Origin of the sequence: Synechococcus sp. HJ21-Hayes (assembly GCF_024345835.1) — a bacterium.
GTDB lineage: Bacteria > Cyanobacteriota > Cyanobacteriia > PCC-6307 > Cyanobiaceae > Vulcanococcus.
In genome coordinates, this window is the sequence record NZ_JAGQBW010000016.1 from 51,514 (window position 1) to 66,868 (window position 15,355).

18 protein-coding genes and 1 tRNA gene are annotated in these 15,355 nt (G+C 68.6%); 7 read left to right on the forward strand and 12 right to left on the reverse strand.

Annotated elements, in window-relative coordinates:
• Positions 1-44: 44 nt before the first annotated feature.
• The 5 genes from KBZ14_RS12415 to gcvT form a co-directional block, all read right to left on the reverse strand.
• Positions 45-692, reverse strand: a complete 648-nt coding sequence (locus tag KBZ14_RS12415) for a 7-carboxy-7-deazaguanine synthase QueE (RefSeq protein ID WP_255118653.1) — start codon at positions 690-692, stop codon at positions 45-47.
• Positions 689-2,344 carry a CTP synthase gene (gene pyrG, locus KBZ14_RS12420; RefSeq protein WP_255118654.1) on the reverse strand — a complete coding sequence of 552 codons (1,656 nt, stop codon included), beginning with the start codon at positions 2,342-2,344 and terminating at the stop codon, positions 689-691. Before pyrG ends, KBZ14_RS12415 begins: the two co-directional genes overlap by 4 nt.
• An 87-nt stretch (positions 2,345-2,431) precedes the next feature.
• Complete coding sequence (locus tag KBZ14_RS12425) at positions 2,432-3,541, reverse strand: sigma-70 family RNA polymerase sigma factor (RefSeq protein ID WP_255118655.1); 1,110 nt, start codon at positions 3,539-3,541, stop codon at positions 2,432-2,434.
• Between the two features lie 99 nt (positions 3,542-3,640).
• A complete protein-coding gene (aspS, locus tag KBZ14_RS12430; protein WP_255118656.1) occupies positions 3,641-5,467 on the reverse strand; it encodes an aspartate--tRNA ligase in 1,827 nt (608 codons plus the stop codon).
• 59 nt (positions 5,468-5,526) lie between these two features.
• Entirely contained in the window at positions 5,527-6,657 is a 1,131-nt protein-coding gene (gcvT, locus tag KBZ14_RS12435; RefSeq protein WP_255118657.1) for a glycine cleavage system aminomethyltransferase GcvT, read from the reverse strand.
• A gap of 143 nt (positions 6,658-6,800) precedes the next feature.
• Here gcvT and KBZ14_RS12440 point away from each other — a divergent pair, with 143 nt between their 5' ends.
• Positions 6,801-7,037: a hypothetical protein gene (locus KBZ14_RS12440; RefSeq protein ID WP_255118658.1), complete on the forward strand. Its 237-nt coding sequence runs from the start codon at positions 6,801-6,803 to the stop codon at positions 7,035-7,037.
• Positions 7,038-7,227: 190 nt separating this feature from the next.
• Complete coding sequence (locus KBZ14_RS12445; RefSeq protein WP_255118659.1) at positions 7,228-7,587, forward strand: cyclic nucleotide-binding domain-containing protein; 360 nt, start codon at positions 7,228-7,230, stop codon at positions 7,585-7,587.
• 21 nt (positions 7,588-7,608) lie between these two features.
• Here KBZ14_RS12445 and speB read toward each other — a convergent pair whose 3' ends face one another.
• Together speB and speE are read right to left on the reverse strand one after the other, a co-directional pair.
• Complete coding sequence (gene speB, locus KBZ14_RS12450) at positions 7,609-8,469, reverse strand: agmatinase (RefSeq protein WP_255118660.1); 861 nt, start codon at positions 8,467-8,469, stop codon at positions 7,609-7,611.
• 22 nt (positions 8,470-8,491) lie between these two features.
• Entirely contained in the window at positions 8,492-9,361 is an 870-nt protein-coding gene (gene speE / locus KBZ14_RS12455; RefSeq protein ID WP_255118661.1) for a polyamine aminopropyltransferase, read from the reverse strand.
• An 80-nt stretch (positions 9,362-9,441) separates the two neighbouring features.
• Between speE and arfB the strand changes: the two genes are divergently transcribed.
• On the forward strand, positions 9,442-9,894 hold the full coding sequence (gene arfB / locus KBZ14_RS12460; protein ID WP_255118662.1) for an alternative ribosome rescue aminoacyl-tRNA hydrolase ArfB: 453 nt from the start codon (positions 9,442-9,444) through the stop codon (positions 9,892-9,894).
• Between the two features lie 27 nt (positions 9,895-9,921).
• Here the strand turns inward: arfB and mazG are convergent, their stop codons facing one another.
• Both mazG and KBZ14_RS12470 read right to left on the reverse strand, forming a co-directional pair.
• Complete coding sequence (gene mazG / locus KBZ14_RS12465; RefSeq protein WP_255118663.1) at positions 9,922-10,785, reverse strand: nucleoside triphosphate pyrophosphohydrolase; 864 nt, start codon at positions 10,783-10,785, stop codon at positions 9,922-9,924.
• Positions 10,786-10,817: 32 nt separating this feature from the next.
• Positions 10,818-11,339 (reverse strand): DUF2227 family putative metal-binding protein, encoded by a 522-nt coding sequence (locus tag KBZ14_RS12470; protein ID WP_255118664.1) that lies wholly within the window; start codon positions 11,337-11,339, stop codon positions 10,818-10,820.
• 39 nt (positions 11,340-11,378) lie between these two features.
• Between KBZ14_RS12470 and KBZ14_RS12475 the strand changes: the two genes are divergently transcribed.
• A tRNA-Val gene (locus tag KBZ14_RS12475) sits at positions 11,379-11,450 on the forward strand.
• 85 nt (positions 11,451-11,535) lie between these two features.
• Here the strand turns inward: KBZ14_RS12475 and KBZ14_RS12480 are convergent.
• From KBZ14_RS12480 to KBZ14_RS12490, 3 genes are read right to left on the reverse strand one after another with little or no spacing between them, the layout of a single operon-like run.
• Positions 11,536-12,456, reverse strand: coding sequence for an oxidoreductase (locus tag KBZ14_RS12480; RefSeq protein ID WP_255118665.1), 921 nt, complete (start codon positions 12,454-12,456; stop codon positions 11,536-11,538).
• Between the two features lie 12 nt (positions 12,457-12,468).
• Positions 12,469-13,290, reverse strand: a complete 822-nt coding sequence (locus tag KBZ14_RS12485; protein WP_255118675.1) for a methyltransferase domain-containing protein — start codon at positions 13,288-13,290, stop codon at positions 12,469-12,471.
• Entirely contained in the window at positions 13,287-13,544 is a 258-nt protein-coding gene (locus KBZ14_RS12490; RefSeq protein ID WP_255118676.1) for a hypothetical protein, read from the reverse strand. Before KBZ14_RS12490 ends, KBZ14_RS12485 begins: the two co-directional genes overlap by 4 nt.
• 56 nt (positions 13,545-13,600) lie before the next feature.
• Between KBZ14_RS12490 and KBZ14_RS12495 the strand changes: the two genes are divergently transcribed.
• The 3 genes from KBZ14_RS12495 to KBZ14_RS12505 all read left to right on the forward strand — a co-directional run.
• The gene (locus KBZ14_RS12495; RefSeq protein WP_255118666.1) at positions 13,601-14,059 is read left to right on the forward strand and encodes a protein phosphatase; all 459 of its coding nucleotides are present in this window, start codon (positions 13,601-13,603) and stop codon (positions 14,057-14,059) included.
• On the forward strand, positions 14,050-14,685 hold the full coding sequence (locus KBZ14_RS12500) for a 2OG-Fe(II) oxygenase (RefSeq protein ID WP_255118667.1): 636 nt from the start codon (positions 14,050-14,052) through the stop codon (positions 14,683-14,685). Before KBZ14_RS12495 ends, KBZ14_RS12500 begins: the two co-directional genes overlap by 10 nt.
• A 30-nt stretch (positions 14,686-14,715) precedes the next feature.
• Positions 14,716-15,355: class I tRNA ligase family protein (locus KBZ14_RS12505; protein ID WP_255118668.1), on the forward strand; the 640-nt coding region annotated here is incomplete at its 3' end.

Sequence of the window (15,355 nt, forward strand, 5' to 3'; positions counted from 1 at the left end):
CTGGCTGGAGTGGCGTGGTGCTGGTGCACTGCCAGCGGTCCGCCTCAGCGCACCCCCAGCCACTTGTGGCTTTGCAGGCTGAGGCGCCATTGGGGATGGGCTTTCACATGGCCGATCGCCAGCGCTTGTCCTTTGCTGCTCTGCCAGCCAGGCTGCAGGAGCAGCAGGGGTGCAGGTTGGCCGTGGGAACGCGCCTTGGCCGCTGCAGCCATGGCCTCGGCGAAGTAGAGATCGCTGCTGTCATGCACCACCACCTTCAGTTCATCGCAGTGCGCCAGCAGCTGCGGGGTGGGTGGCCTATGGGCTTTGGGCGAGAGGGTGATCCACGCGAACTCGCCGCTGAGCGGATCCACCCCGCTGGTTTCCAGGTGCAGGGGCAGGCCAGCGGCCTGCAGGCCTTGGCAGAGGGGATCGAGGTTGTGGTGCAGCGGTTCACCGCCGGTGATCACCGCGAAGGCGGCGCCCGCTTCGGCGGCGGCTTGGAGCTCCTCCAGCAGCGCGGAGACACTGCGTTGCGGGTGCACCCCCTCCGGCCAGGAGTGCTTGGTGTCGCACCAGCTGCAGCCCACGCTGCAGCCCCCCAGCCGGATGAAGAACGCACTGCGGCCGGCATGCATCCCCTCGCCCTGGAGCGAGTGGAAGGTTTCCACCACCGGCAGGGATGGGAGTAGAGCGACCTGCGCCGTGTTCATGGCGCCGCCGGCAGGATCTGCTGGCTGCCGCTGAGGGCCTCCTGGGGGGAGGAGGGCAGCCGTTGCTGGGCCGCCGCGATCAGGCCACGGAAGAGGGGATGGGGTTTGCCCGGCCGTGACAGAAATTCGGGGTGGTACTGGCAGGCCGTGAAGAAGGGGTGGCCCTTGAGTTCGATCAGTTCCACGAGGCGGCCGTCCGGTGAGGTGCCGCTGATCTCGTAGCCCGATTCCAGGAACAGGTTGCGGTAGGCGTTGTTGAACTCGTAGCGGTGGCGGTGACGCTCGTACACCACCTCCTCGCCGTAGAGGCTGTGGGCCATGGTGCCCGGGGTCAGCCGGCAGGGGTAGACGCCCAGGCGCATGGTGCCCCCCAGATCCACCACGTCCAGCTGTTCGGGCAGCAGGTGGATCACTGGATGGGCGGTGTCGGGATCGAGTTCGGCGCTGGTGGCACCGCTGAGGCCCGCCTGGTTGCGCGCCCATTCGATGACGGCCGTCTGCATGCCCAGGCACAGCCCCAGGAAGGGCACCCGTTGCTCGCGGGCCCAGCGGATGGCGGCCACCTTGCCATCCACGCCGCGGTTGCCGAAGCCGCCGGGCACCACCACCGCATCCATGCCCTTGAGCAGGGACTCCGCCCCCTGCTCTTCGATCTGCTCGGCGCAGATCCAGTGCAGGTCGAGGGAGGCATCGCGGTCGATGCAGGCATGGCGCAGGGCCTCCACCACCGAGAGGTAGGCATCGTTGAGCTGCACGTATTTGCCCACCAGCGCCACCTTCACGGCGGGGCCGGGATTGCGCAGCTTGGTCACCAGGTCCTGCCAGCGGGCCATGTCGCTGTCGTGGTCGGCCAGGTGCAGCACATCGAGCACTTCGCGGCAGAGCCCCTCCCGTTCCATGGCCAGGGGCACGGCGTAGATGCTGTCGGCATCGAGGGACTGGATCACGGCCCTGGTGGGAACACCGCAGAACCCGCCGATCTTGCCCTTGAGTTCTTCGTTGATCTCCCGGTCGGTGCGGCACACCAGCACGTCCGGCTGGATGCCGATCGAGCGCAGCTCCTTCACGGAGTGCTGGGTGGGCTTGGTTTTCAGTTCGCCCGAGGTGCCGATGTAGGGCAGCAGGGTCACGTGCACGTAGGCCAGATCGTGGCGGCCCACCTCGCCCCGGAACTCCCGGATGGCCTCCAGAAAGGGCAGGGATTCGATATCCCCCACGGTGCCGCCGATCTCGGTGATCACCACATCGGCGTTGCTGTTGGCGGCCACCCGCTTGATGCGCTCCCGGATTTCGCCGGTGATGTGGGGGATCACCTGCACGGTGCCGCCGTTGTAATCACCGCGGCGCTCCTTGTTGATCACCGACTGGTAAATCGAGCCGGTGGTCACGCTGTTGAGGCGTGACATGGCGGTGTCGGTGAAGCGCTCGTAGTGGCCCAGGTCGAGGTCGGTCTCAGCGCCGTCCTCCGTTACGAACACCTCGCCGTGCTGGTACGGGCTCATGGTGCCCGGGTCCACGTTGAGGTAGGGGTCGAGCTTGAGGATCGAGACGCTATAGCCCCGGCTTTTCAACAGGCGCCCCAGGCTGGCGGCCACGATCCCCTTGCCGATGCTGGACACCACGCCACCGGTCACGAAGACGAATTTGGCCATGGCACCTCGGGCGACCCTTCAATTTACTGGGCGTCTTCCGGGGCCTACTGAGCCCGGTGGGGCCTGTGGAGGTGAAGGCCATGGGCTTCAGCTCTTCTGATCGGTATCGAGGCTGTGCAGGTAGTCGTGCACCTTGCAGCGGCGCTGGGGCTGCCGCAGCTTGATCAGGGCTCGCGACTCGATCTGGCGCACCCGTTCCCGGGACAGATGCAGACCCTCGCCGATCTGGGCCAGGGTCTGGGGCGTGTCGTCTTCGAGGCCGTAGCGCAGGCGGATCACCGCCGCCTCGCGGAAGCTGAGCTCCTCCAGCAGGGCCTCCAGGTCGGCGTGGAGCTCGTCGCGGGTGAGCTGCTGTTCTGGGGTGGCGTGGCCGTCCTCCAGGAGGTCGCCCAGGTCGGTGTCCTGCTCGCGGCCCACTTTGGTGTCGAGCGACACGGAGCGCGGCACCCGCATCAGGGTGAGCCGCACCATGTCTTCGCTCAGGCCCAGTTCCCTGGCCAGGTCGGCCACGGAGGCGACCCGGCCCTGCTCCGAGGCGATCTGGCGCTGGGCTTTCTTGATCCGGTTCAGCTTCTCGGTGACATGCACCGGCAGCCGGATCGTGCGGCTCTGGGTGGCGATGGCCCGGGTGATGCCCTGGCGGATCCACCAGTAGGCATAGGTGCTGAAGCGGAAGCCGCGGGTGGGGTCGTACTTCTCCACGGCCCGTTCCAGGCCCAGGGTTCCCTCCTGCACCAGATCCAGCAGTTCCATCCCCCGCTGCTGATACTTCTTGGCCACCGCCACCACCAGCCGCAGGTTTGCCTGGATCATGCGATCGCGGGCTCGGCGGCCCTGGTGCAGGGCCTGCTTCAGCTCAGCCACGCTGCTGCCGATCCGCTCGGCCCAGGCGTCCTGTCCAGTGCGCAGGGCGGTGCGCAGGTCGGGAACCGTGAGCTCCACCCGCTCGGCCCACTGCTGCACCGTGGGCCAGTGGCCCAGGTGTGAGGCCAACCGCTGGCGCGCTTCCTCGAGGGTGATCAGCTGGGCTAGGCCAGGGGTGTCGGCACCCAGGGCCTGGCGTTCCCGCAGCAGGCGTTCGCGGCGCTGCACCAGCCGGGCCAGGGTCAGCTCCTCCTCATGGCTGAGCAGGTCCACCCGGCCGATGTCCTGCAGGTAGAGCCGCACCAGATCGGTGCTGTGGGTGCCTTTGGGCATGGGCGGCACCAACGGTGGGACGCCCCCACCATCCGCATAGTGCTGCGCGGGGTGGCGAAACCCTGGGTTTCTGTTCGGGTTCAGCCCTCCTCTGGAGGTTCAGCCGTCCTCGTCGTCCACCCAGGTGCTGGCCACGTGCAGCTCCTCCAGTTGCTTGGCCGCCACACCGCCAGGGGCGCCCGTCATCAGGCAACGGGCCTGCTGGGTCTTGGGGAAGGCGATGGTGTCGCGGATCGACTCTTCACCGGCCAGCAGCATCACGATCCGGTCCACGCCGAAGGCCAGGCCGCCGTGGGGCGGGGCACCCATATCGAGGGCTTCCATCAGGAAGCCGAACTGTTGGTTGGCCTCCTCCAAGGGCAGGCCGATGGTCTGCAGCACCTGGCGCTGCAGGGCCGAATCGTGGATGCGCAGCGAGCCGCCGCCCAGTTCCAGGCCGTTCAGCACCAGGTCGTAGGCCTGGGCGCGGGCCGTGGGCAGGGTGGTGGCCCAGGCGGCTGGATCGGAGCCCAGGTCGTCGGTGTTGGGGGCGCAGAAGGGGTGGTGCAGGGCCTCGAGGCGGTTTTCGCCGGCGTTGAACTCGAACATCGGGAAATCCACCACCCAGAGGAAGTTCCACTGGTCGTTGTCCCGGTCGGGCTGCACCAGGCCCAGCTCGCGGGCTAGGAACTGACGCACCCGATCGAGGGCTTTGTTCACCGTGGCGGTGTCGCCGGCGCCGAACAGCAGCAAGGTGCCGGGCTCAGCACCGGTGCGGGCCAGCAGTTCAGCCTTCGTTTCCTCGGAGAGGTTGTCCTTGATGGCGCCGATCGTGTCGATCTCGCCGCCCTCGCGCACCCGGATGAAGGCCAGGCCGCCAGCACCGGCCTTCTGGGCCTCGGAAAACACATCGCCGCCGGGCTTGATGCGCACGTTGCTGATGGCGTCGTTGCCACCGGGCACGGCGATGCACTTCACCGATCCGCCGGCGGCCACCGCACCGCTGAACACCTTGAAGCCCATGGTGGCGACCAGGTCGCTCACGTTGGTGAGCTCCAGGCCATAGCGGGTGTCGGGCCGGTCGGTGCCGTAGCGCTCCATGGCCTCATGCCAGGTGAGCCGCGGGAAGGGGCGTGGCAGCTCCACGCCTTTCACGGCCTTCCAGATGCTGGCGATCAGGGCTTCGTTGAGCTCCAGGATCTGCTCCTGGCCCATGAAGCTCATCTCGATGTCCAGCTGGGTGAATTCCGGCTGGCGATCGGCCCGCAGGTCTTCATCCCGGAAGCAGCGGGCCACCTGGTAGTAGCGCTCGATGCCGCCCACCATCAGCAGCTGCTTGAACAGCTGGGGCGACTGGGGCAGGGCGAACCACTCGCCGCCGCACACCCGGCTGGGCACCAGATAGTCGCGAGCGCCTTCGGGGGTGGAGCGGGTGAGCACCGGGGTTTCCACCTCGATGAAGCCCTGGTCCTCCAGGAAGCGGCGGGCCGCCTGGATGGTCTGGGCCCGCAGGCGCAGGTTGCCGTTCATGCGCTCGCGGCGCAGATCGAGGTAGCGGTGGCGCAGCCGCAGCTCTTCGCGGGTGTTCTCTTCGTCGTGCACCGACACGGGGAAGGGCAGGTTGCCCTTCACGCTGTTGAGCACAGTGATGGCGCTGGCCAGCACCTCGATGCGGCCGGTGGCCAGCTTGTCGTTGATGGCATCGGCGGGGCGCTCCCGCACCTTGCCCTCCACCTGGACCACCGTCTCATTGCGCAGATGCTCCGCCACGGCGAACATCTCGGCGCCGTTGTCCGGGTCCACGGTGATCTGCACGGTGCCGCTGCGGTCGCGCAGGTCGATGAAGATCACGCCGCCGTGGTCACGGCTGCGGTCTACCCAGCCGCAGAGCTGAACGGCCTGGCCGCTGGCGTCGTGGCGCAGGTCGCCGCATCCGTGGCTGCGCATGCTGGGATCGGGTCTGGGATCCGCGATTGTCCCACTCGATGCGCTGGGTCGCGGCGCCATCAGCGCCGATAAAAGGGACGCTTCACCACCCGGGCGGGTTCGGCCTTGCCCCGGATCTCCACTGCCAGCTCGGTGCCGGGCTTGGCTAGCGCGGCGGGTACCAGGGCCAGGGCGATGCCGGCCTCCAGGCAGGGCGACCAGCCGCCACTGCTCACCGTGCCGATCGGTGTGCTTCCTGCGGCGGCCTCTGCGGCCAGCACCGGATAGCCATGGCGTGGGATGGCGCGTCCCTCGAGTTTCAGCCCCACCAGCCGCCGCTGCACACCTTGCTCCGTTTGCTGCTCCAGCACCGCGCGGCCGATGAATGGATTTGGCATCTCCAGGTGCACCAGCCAGCCCAGCCCCACCTCGAGGGGTGTGGTGGTCGTGTCCATGTCTGCGCCGTAGAGGTGCATGGCCGCCTCCAGTCGCAGGGTGTCGCGAGCCCCAAGGCCGCAGGGCACCACGCCCTCGGCCAGCAGCTGGGTCCACAGGGCCAGGCCCGCGTCGCGGGGCAGCAGCAGCTCGAAGCCGTCTTCGCCGGTGTAGCCGGTGCGCCCCACGAAGGCCGTGGCGCCGGCCAGGTTCAGCTCGCGGTGGCCGAAGCGGGGCAGGCCGCTCAGGTTGGCCCCGCTCAGGACCTCTAGGCGGGCCTGGGCCTCAGGGCCCTGCAGGGCCAGCAGCACCCCGTCGCCCTTGCGGTCGGCGATGGTGATGCCCTCGGGCTCCAGCTGACTGCGCAGCCAGGCCGTGTCGGTGGCGGCACAGGCCGCATTGATCACCAACAGGAGCTGGCCGGTGTTGCCATCGCTGTTGGCCACTTGCCCCTGGTCGTAGACGATCACGTCATCGCGGATGCCGCCCTGGTCGTTGAGCAGCACCGTGTAACAGGCCTCGCCGGGGCCGATGCGGAACAGGTCGGTGGGCACCAGGGCCTGCAGGGCATCCTTGGCCCCATCGCCCCGCAGGGTGAGCACGCCCATGTGGGAGATGTCGAACACCCCGCAGCCCTGGCGCACCGCCTTGTGTTCCTGCACCAGGCCGCTGAACTGCACGGCCATCTCCCAGCCGGCAAAGGGCACCATGCGCCCCCCGGCGGACCTGGCAGCGTCGAACAGGGGGGTGCGCTGCAGCAGCTCAGCAGCGGCCATGGCAACGAGGCAGTGGCTCGGATCCTATGGAGCGCCGCCGAAAGGTGGGCTTCAACAAGGCGAAGACAACCCGCAGGTTCGGTCCGTCCACTGTCGTGAGGGGGTGGACGTCCTTAGTTTGAGCGCCCCCGGTTAGGCCCTGGATGGGCACTCGCCCCTGCTGCCGCAGCTGCCGCCACTGCGCCCCTCCCACGGGAGTGGAGATGGGCTGGTGTCAGCTGCGCAAGCTGCCGATCCATCCCGAACTGGCCTCCGACCTTTGGTGCCAGCACTGGACGGCCCGGCCGCCCCGCCTGCCCGTGATGGGAGAGTCCCCGTGGGTGGAGCCGGAGGTGCGCAATCACCAGCTGGCGCTGGCGGAGCTGCTGGCGGAGCCCTGATCCCAGCGGTTCAGCCTGGATCGGGCCCTGAATTCTGAAAACAAGTGGAAGAAATGCCGCATCCATGCGGTTGATGCGCTGCTGCACCGCGTTGGCTGGGCTGGTGGTGCGATGCTTCGTTCCAGAAACAGGGTCATCCGGAGGTGGGTGATTGGGCGTAGCGCTGGCAGCGGCCACTCCTCTTGAATTGATGGCTGCGCAGGTGGACTGCGAGAGCCTGTCCTTCCCCACGGGAGCCTTGATCTTTTCCCGCGGCCAGGCGGCTGATGCCATCATCTGCGTGCGCAGGGGCATCGTTGAGGTGGTGAATCGCACTGGCGACAAGCTTTGCTATCGCCCGGGTGAACTGTTCAGTTACGAGGACATCGTCTGGAAAGACGGCGTGTATCGCAATGAGGCCATTGCGCGCACACCCGTGGAAGTGGTGAGGCTGGATCGCCTGCGCTTCCTCAACCTGCTCCACAACCACCCCACCCTGGCGGTGCAGTTGATCGGCCAGCAGCACGAACGCCTGCGGGAGCAGCGGGCCAGCGGGACTTGCGCTTATTAGGGTGCGCTCGCCGAGCGCTGCCTAGCGATCCAACAGGAACAGCAGGCTGCGCACCACCTTGGCGGCCAGCACGCTGCTCACGCCTGTGGGATCCAGCTGCGGTGCCAGTTCCACCACGTCCGCGGCCACCAGGTTGTGGTGGCGCAGCTCCTCCACCAGGGCGGCGAAATCACGCCAGAGGAAGCCGCCCGGCTCCGGAGTGCCGGTGCCGGCCATCACGGCCGGATCAAACCAATCCAGATCCACGGTGAGATAAAGGGGCTGACCGCGCAGGGGCTTCAGGCTTTCGGCCATCCGCTCGATCGCCACCAGGCGGCCTGTCTGCCGCAGCTCTGAAAATTCCTCGCGGGTGCCGCTGCGGATGGCGATCTGCAGCAGCTGCTGGCTGGGCAACACCTCCAGACAGCGGCGCATGGCACAGGCGTGGCTGTGGTGGGTGCCGAGCCACGCATGGCGCAGGTCGGCGTGGGCATCGAGTTGCACCAGCGCCAGATCCGGGTGCTGGGCCGCCACCGCCGCCACGGCGCCGGAGCTGATCGAGTGCTCGCCGCCCAGCATCAGCGGCTTGAGGCCCAGGGCGAGCACGGCTTCGGTGGCCTGCTTCACGGCCGCCACCACCGGCTCGGGGGCGCCGAAGGGAATGTCCACGGCCCCCAGATCGGCGATGGCCAGCTCCTCGAGATCCCGATCGAGCTGGGGGCAGTAGCTCTCCAGGCCGCTGCTCACCTCGCGGATGGCCGCCGGGCCGAAGCGGGTGCCGGGGCGGAAGGAGGTGGTGCCGTCGTAGGGCACGCCGAACAGGCCCACCCGGCAGCCGACCGGGTCGCGCTGGCTGCCCATGTAGATGGCGCCGTCGGTGTCGAACAGGGAGAGATCGGCCATGGCGGGGTGAGGGTGGAGGGAATCAGGCGTTGAGGGCGCGCTCGATGCCGGCGGGGATGGCGTCGAAGGCGCCGCGCTGCCAGCGGGGACTCCAGATTTCGGAGCCAGCGACCACGGCCGCGGCGCGGGCGGGATCCGGTTGCAGGTACCGACGGCCGTCGCTGGCGGCGAACGTCCAGCTCCACCAGCCGCTGGGGTACATGGGCACCCAGCCATACATCGGATCGGCGTGGCCGAACACCTCGCGGATCAGCTTCACCGTGTCGAGGTGCACCTGGCGGAAGGCCTCGGGTGATTCGCTCTGGGTGGCGAACACGCCGCCGGGCCGCAGGATGCGGCGGCACTGTTCAAAGAAGGCGCGGTTGAACAGGCCCTCAGCCGGGCCAGCCGGGTCGGAGCCGTCCACGATCACCACGTCGTAGCTGGCGTCCGGGGCACCCGCTGCCCAGGCGATGCCATCGCCCACGGTGAGGTGGAAGCGGGGATCACTCCAGGCGCCGCCGCCGATGGAGGGCAGGTACTGCTGGCTCCACTCCACCACCAGGCCGTCGATCTCCACCATGTCGAGGTGCTGTACGCCGGCGTGGCGCAGGCATTCGCGCGCGGTGCCGCCATCGCCGCCGCCGATCACCAGCACCCGCTCGATGCTCGCCGCGCTGCAGAGGGCCGGATGCACGATCGCCTCGTGGTAGTGGCGCTCCTGGCGCTCGGCCGTCATCCAGCAGCCATCAAGCAGCAGGCCCTTGCCGTAGCGCGCGCTGTCGATGATCGTGACGCGCTGGAAGGGCGAATCCTGCTCGGCGATCACCGTGCCCTCCAGGCCGTAGCGCACGCCGTCGAAGATCTCGTCGATCCAGCCGGGGCTGGGGGCTGGGGTGGCGGAGTCGCCCATGGCACGCAAGCTGGCTCTCTCCAGCCTTGCGCATCGCCGGTGTGTTGCCCGTGACAGGCTGAATGGACGGAGCAGAGGAGATGGCGGGCGAGCGTCCCACGGCGGATCTGCGGGTGAGCCCGGCGGTGCTGATTCCGGCGGCGGAGCTGGCCTGGCGCTTTTCGCGATCGTCTGGCCCCGGCGGCCAGAACGTGAACACCACGGATTCGCGGGTGGAGTTGGTGTTTGATCTGGCGGCTTCGGCGGCTCTGCCGCCGGTGCTGCAGGCGCGGGCGTTGCGGCGGCTGCAGGGGAAGCTGGTGGATGGGACGATCGTGATCGCCGCCAGCGAGCACCGCTCCCAATGGCAGAACCGGGTGGCGGCCCAGCGGCGCCTGGTGGAGCTGCTGCAGGAGGCGCTCCAGCCGCCACCACCACCGCGGCGGCCCACCAAGCCCACCCGGGGCTCCAAGGAACGGCGCCTGGCGGCCAAAAAGCAGCGCAGCGCCATCAAGGGCCAGCGCAGCGGCCGGGTTCAGCTGCCGGAGGATTGAGGGGTAGGAGGGTGTTGTTGCGAGGGCTCAGCCGCCTCGCCGTTGGGCATCTTCAGCTCTGATGTCGGCCTTGGCCTGCTGCCACAAGCCCTCCAGTTCGCCGATCGAGCGGCCCCCCAGCTCGCCCCCTAGGGCCGCCTCCACGCGGGAGAAGCGATCGAGGAAGCGGCGGTTGGTGCCGGCCAGGCCGGCTTCCGGGTCGATGCCGCACCAGCGGGCCACGTTCACCAGGGTGAACAGCAGATCGCCAAGCTCTTCCTGGGCATGGGCCTGGTTGCCGCTGGCCACGGCCTCCTTGAGCTCATCGAGCTCCTCGTGCACCTTGTCCCACACGCCGGCCATGGTGTCCCACTCAAAGCCGGCCGCGGCGGCCTTCGTGGAGATCGTCATGGCGCCGGTAAGGGCGGGCTGGCCGCGCACCTTGCTCGCCAGGCGGTCGCTGAGGGGGCTGGCGGAGGCTGGGGCGGCGGATGCGGTGCTGGCTGCCTCGCGTTCGGCCTGCTCCTGGCCTTTGATCGCCTCCCACACCTCCTTCACGGCGGTGCTGTCGGCTGCCTCGGCGCCGGCGAACACATGCGGGTGGCGTCGTATCAGTTTGCTGCTGATGCCGCGGCTGATCTCGGTCAGGTCGAAGCGTCCGGCTTCGCTGGCGATCTGGGCGTGCAACATCACCTGCAGCAACAGATCGCCCAGCTCCTCGCTCAGCTGCTGATCGTTGCCGTGGCGAATGGCATCGGCCACCTCATGGGCCTCCTCCAGCACGTAGGGCACCAGGGAGGCATGGGTTTGCTCCAGGTCCCAGGGGCAGCCGCCCTCGGGATCCCTTAGGCGGGCCACCACGGCCTTCAGCTCCGCCAGGGCCGCCAGGGTGGGATCGGGAATGGCGCTCATGGCGGCAGAGCCTTGCGGGCTGGGCTGGCCGGTCACCTTCTCACGTTGTGGTGGCGGCGGCGGCTGCGACGCCGCAGCAGGCGCGGGGTTTTGGGCATGGGGTCACCGTCCTGAAGCAAGTGCAGCCAGGCGCTTGCTTCCAGGCCCACCAGGGCCGTGAGCAGCAAGGGGCGTTGCTGCAGCCAGAGCGTCAGGCCTCTCTCTTGCAGGGCCCCGAGGGACGGGGCACCCAAGGGGTGTAGCAGCCAGCAGAGCCCCAGGAGCAGGCCCCCCAGGTAGAGCAGGCGCCCCGCCGTGCCGATCAACGGCGTGTGGGACAGCAGGGAGCGGTGGCGCAGCAGCCGGCGGTAGGGCCACCACAGCAGCCGCAGCGGCCCCCAGCGGCGGGTGGGATTGGAGCGGGTATCGAGATCAGGCGAGAGCAGCAGCCCCCCCAGCAGAAAGGCCAGGGTTCCCACGGCGGTTCCCAGCAGGCCCTGCCACGGCCACCACAGCAGACCGAAGGGCAAGGCCAGTAGCCAGGTGGCCCGGTCGTGATGGCGTCCGCTGGCCATGGACATGCGGGGGCGGTGTGGCTGCAGAATGGCGCAATCGCCCGGTTAGCTCAGCGGTAGAGCGCCTGCCTTACAAGCAGGATGTCGCTGGTTCGAAACCGGCACCGGGCATCCTTCTCACGCGCTGAACATGCGGGCGTGAAGCCTGATCAGGTGGGCCCTGGCGGTGATGTTTGAGGGTGTTCGTAGGTGAGCGCTATGGCTGATCGAGCTCCTCATGGCTCAGCTGCTCGCTGAGCTGCCACAGTCGCTGGCGTTGGGCCGCATCGCGGGCGGACGCCGCGAGGCGGCAGCGCACCGGATGGCCCTTGAGGTTCCCGAGGCCACCGGGCCCGAAGAACTCCCCGCCCTGCACATCCGAGGCGGTGGCGGCATACAGCTGGGGCAGGGCCCCCATGGCCGCGTTCTGGAACAGCGGATCCATCAAGCGGTAGGCGAGTCCTTCCAGCCGGGAGCCTCGGGCGGCCACGGAGGTGGGCTGCAGGTTGGTGCGGGCCAGGCCCGGATGGGCGGCCACGGACAGCACAGTGCTGCCGCTGGCTTCCAGCTGCTGTTGCAGCTCCAGTGCCGTCATCACGTTGGCGAGTTTGCTCTGGGCATAGGCGGCCCAGGCGTCGTAGCGCCGTTCCCCCTGCAGGTCGTCGAAGGTGATGCGGCCGAAGTAGTGCGCACCGGAACTCACGTGCACCACCCGCGCCCCAGCACGTGCCTTCAACAAGGGCAGCAGTGCCTGGGTGAGGGCGAAGTGGCCCAGGTGATTCACGGCGAATTGCAGCTCATAGCCCTGGCGGCTCAGTTGCCTGGGTGGAGCCATGACCCCGGCGTTGTTGATCAGCAGGTCGAGCTGGCCGTGGTCCGTGGCCACCTGTTCAGCGGCGCGGGCCACGCTGGCGAGATCGGCCAGATCCATGGCCAACACCTCGATGCCAGCGCTGGCGATCGGCAACAGGGCCTGGCGAGCCTGCTCGCCCCGCTCGGGATCGCGGCAGGCCAGCAACACCCGGGCGCCCCTGGCGGCGAGGGCGCGGGCTGTTTCCAGGCCCAGGCCGCTGTTGGCGCCGGTTACCAGGGCTAGGCGCCCGCTCTGGTCGGGGATGTCAGCCTCGGTCCACACCACGGCAGGGCAGCGTCAGTGCTCCCATCGTGTCGCCATCAGCTCCAGCACCGTGGGCCCCACCCAGTAGCTCCCGGGGTCATGGCGGCTGGCCTCGATCTCAGCGTCCGCTGCCTGGGCATCGGCGCTGGTCCATAGCCCCAGCCGCTGCAGTTGCAGGCTGTAGACGCCCACGAAGGCCTCCAGCCATTGGGCGGCCATCGACCCGCTGCGGCCTACCACCGGCAGAGGGCGGAGTTCGGCGATCTGCAGGCCCCGCGCCGCCAGTAGGGAGGGCAGTCGCCGGTTGATGTCCGGGTCGCCACCCGCCTGCAGAAAGCTGTGCTGCACGGCTGCGCCAAAGCGCCGGATGGCGGCACCGCCTGGGTGGAGCCCGAAGCTGTCCCAGTGCATGTATTCATGGAACAGGGCCTGACCACCGGGCTGCAGGGCCTGGGGCAGCTGATCGAGTAGGGGCTCCACCCGCGGCAGAAACATGGCCACCCAGCGGCACCACACCAGGTGGAAGGCCTCCTGCGGCAGCGGATCCTCGAGCAGGTTGTGTTGACGGAGTTCCAGCTGCTCCAGCCCTTCCGCCCGGGCCAGGGCCTGGCCTGTGGCCACGTAGTCACCACTCAGCTCCAGGCCCAGCACCCGGCCGCTGGGGCCCACGGCGCGGGCCAGGTCCTGGGCGGCAAAGCCGGGACCGGCTCCAAGATCCAGCACCCGCTGGCCTGGCCGGAGGTCTGCCCGCTCCCAGGCGGCGCGGGCGATCGGCTGCCACAGCTGATGCTGAAAGCGCAGCCGCTCCAGCTCTTCGCCGTGGGTGCCGAGGATGTAGGTGTCTGGCTGGTTCAGTCTTCTGGGAACAGCAGGGCCGCCAGTTCGTCGGCATCTACGTCGTAGACGCGGGCCAGGCTCGTTTCGATGGCGGAGGTCACCTCGCCGGGCAGGAAACGCATGGCGTTGAGGGCGTCCTCGGTGATCTCGTCGGTGAGCAGGGTGTCCTCACCGCCCAGCTTCTCGTCGTTGATGACGGCCATCACCCAGCTCTGGTACGCATAGACCAGATCCGCAAACTCCAGATCCGGATCGTTGAAGTCCAGGGCCATGGGTGGCGCGTGCACGTGCCTCCGCAGTCTGCCCGCCGGTGTGGAGGATGGCAGGTATGAGGAGTGCAACCCCTGACCCGGTGGCGCTGCAGGCCACCCTGTTCGACTTCGCCATTGGCGAGCTGGTGCGCCAGCACCGCGAGAGCTTTCCACCGCTGTGGACCAGCGAGAGCTGGGCCAAGCTGCTGATCTGGCTCGCGCTGAATTGCGGCTGTAGTGGCGACCGTGAAGGCCTGGAGGCCTTTGCGGTGGCCCTGGGGCCGGTGCTCACGGGGCGCCTGCGCCGGATCTTCTTCGAGCGGGTGCTGGAGGATCTCGATCTGCAGGTGATGGCGGATCCGGCCGAGCAGCAGGTGCTGGTGATGCCCGTGGGGCCCTCGGGTCCCCTGGAGCTCGACGGTGTGGCCCAGGCCCTCGAGCGCGTGGGCCTCCAGGGCCGCGTGGCGGCGGATCGCTCCCGCTGGCAGAGCCTGGAGTCGGTTGTTGCCATCCCCTGGAGTGAGCCATGCGCCTGATTGCCGCCTACCGCAATGCCGGCTTTGAGGCCCTGGCCGATGGGGTGATGGCCTTCTTCGAGCGGCGGCCTGATCTGCACACCCCGGGGGTGGCCTTTGGCCCTGGAGCGGGTCCGGACGCCGAGCCCGCCAAGGTGTCCACGGACATCAGCCTGGTGGCCATTGACCGTTCGGATCCGGAGGCCTTTGCCCTGGCGGAGGTGATCGTGCGGGGGGTGAGTGCTGCGCTGGAGCGCTACCTGCAGGAGCGGCCCCTGTTTCGCCAGTGCTGCCCGGACCAGCAGCTGTTCGTGAATCCCATCTTCAACCTGCAGCGCTATGCCCCCGGCGAGGGCTTCAAGAGCTGGCACTGCGATTGGACGATCAGCGATGAGGCCACGGAGCCCCAGGCCCGGGTGCTGGCCTGGATCCTCTATGCCCATGACGTGCCGGAGGGTGGCACCGAGTTTCACTGGCAGGAGCACCACGAGCCGGCCGAGCGGGGCAAGCTCCTGCTGTTTCCGGCGGGGCTGTCCCACATCCACCGCGGCCGAGTGAGCCACGAGCACAGCAAGACGATTGCCACCGGCTGGATCAACGCCGGCACCCGGGAGGCCTATCTCCAGCGCCTGGCGGCAGGCGTTTGAGAGCATGGGCTCACTGCCCCTGCCCTGCCCGTGACCGAGGCTTCCCTGCCCACCACCGATCCGGCCGCAGGCCTGCCCAAGACCTACGACCCGGCCGGCACCGAGAGCCGCTGGCAGCAGGCCTGGGAGAGCAGCGGTGCCTTCCATCCCGACCCCAAGGCCCCCGGTGAGCCGTTCTCGGTGGTGATCCCGCCGCCGAACGTGACCGGCAGCCTGCACATGGGCCACGCCTTCAACACGGCCCTGATCGACACGATCGTGCGCTTCCAGCGCCTGCAGGGCAAAAACGTGTTGTGCCTGCCCGGCACGGATCATGCCTCGATCGCCGTGCAGACGATTCTCGAAAAGCAGCTCAAGGCTGAGGGCAAACGGAAAGAAGATCTGGGCCGCGAGGCCTTCCTGGAGAAAGCCTGGGCCTGGAAGGCCGAGAGCGGCGGCACGATCGTGGGCCAGCTGCGCCGCCTGGGCTACTCGGTGGACTGGCAGCGGGAGCGCTTCACCCTCGATGCCGGCTGCAGCGCCGCTGTGATCGAGGCCTTCAACCGCTTGCACGAGCAGGGGTTGATCTACCGGGGCGAATACCTGGTGAACTGGTGCCCCGCCTCGGGATCGGCGGTGAGCGATCTGGAGGTGGAGATGAAGGAGGTGGACGGCCACCTCTGGTACTTCC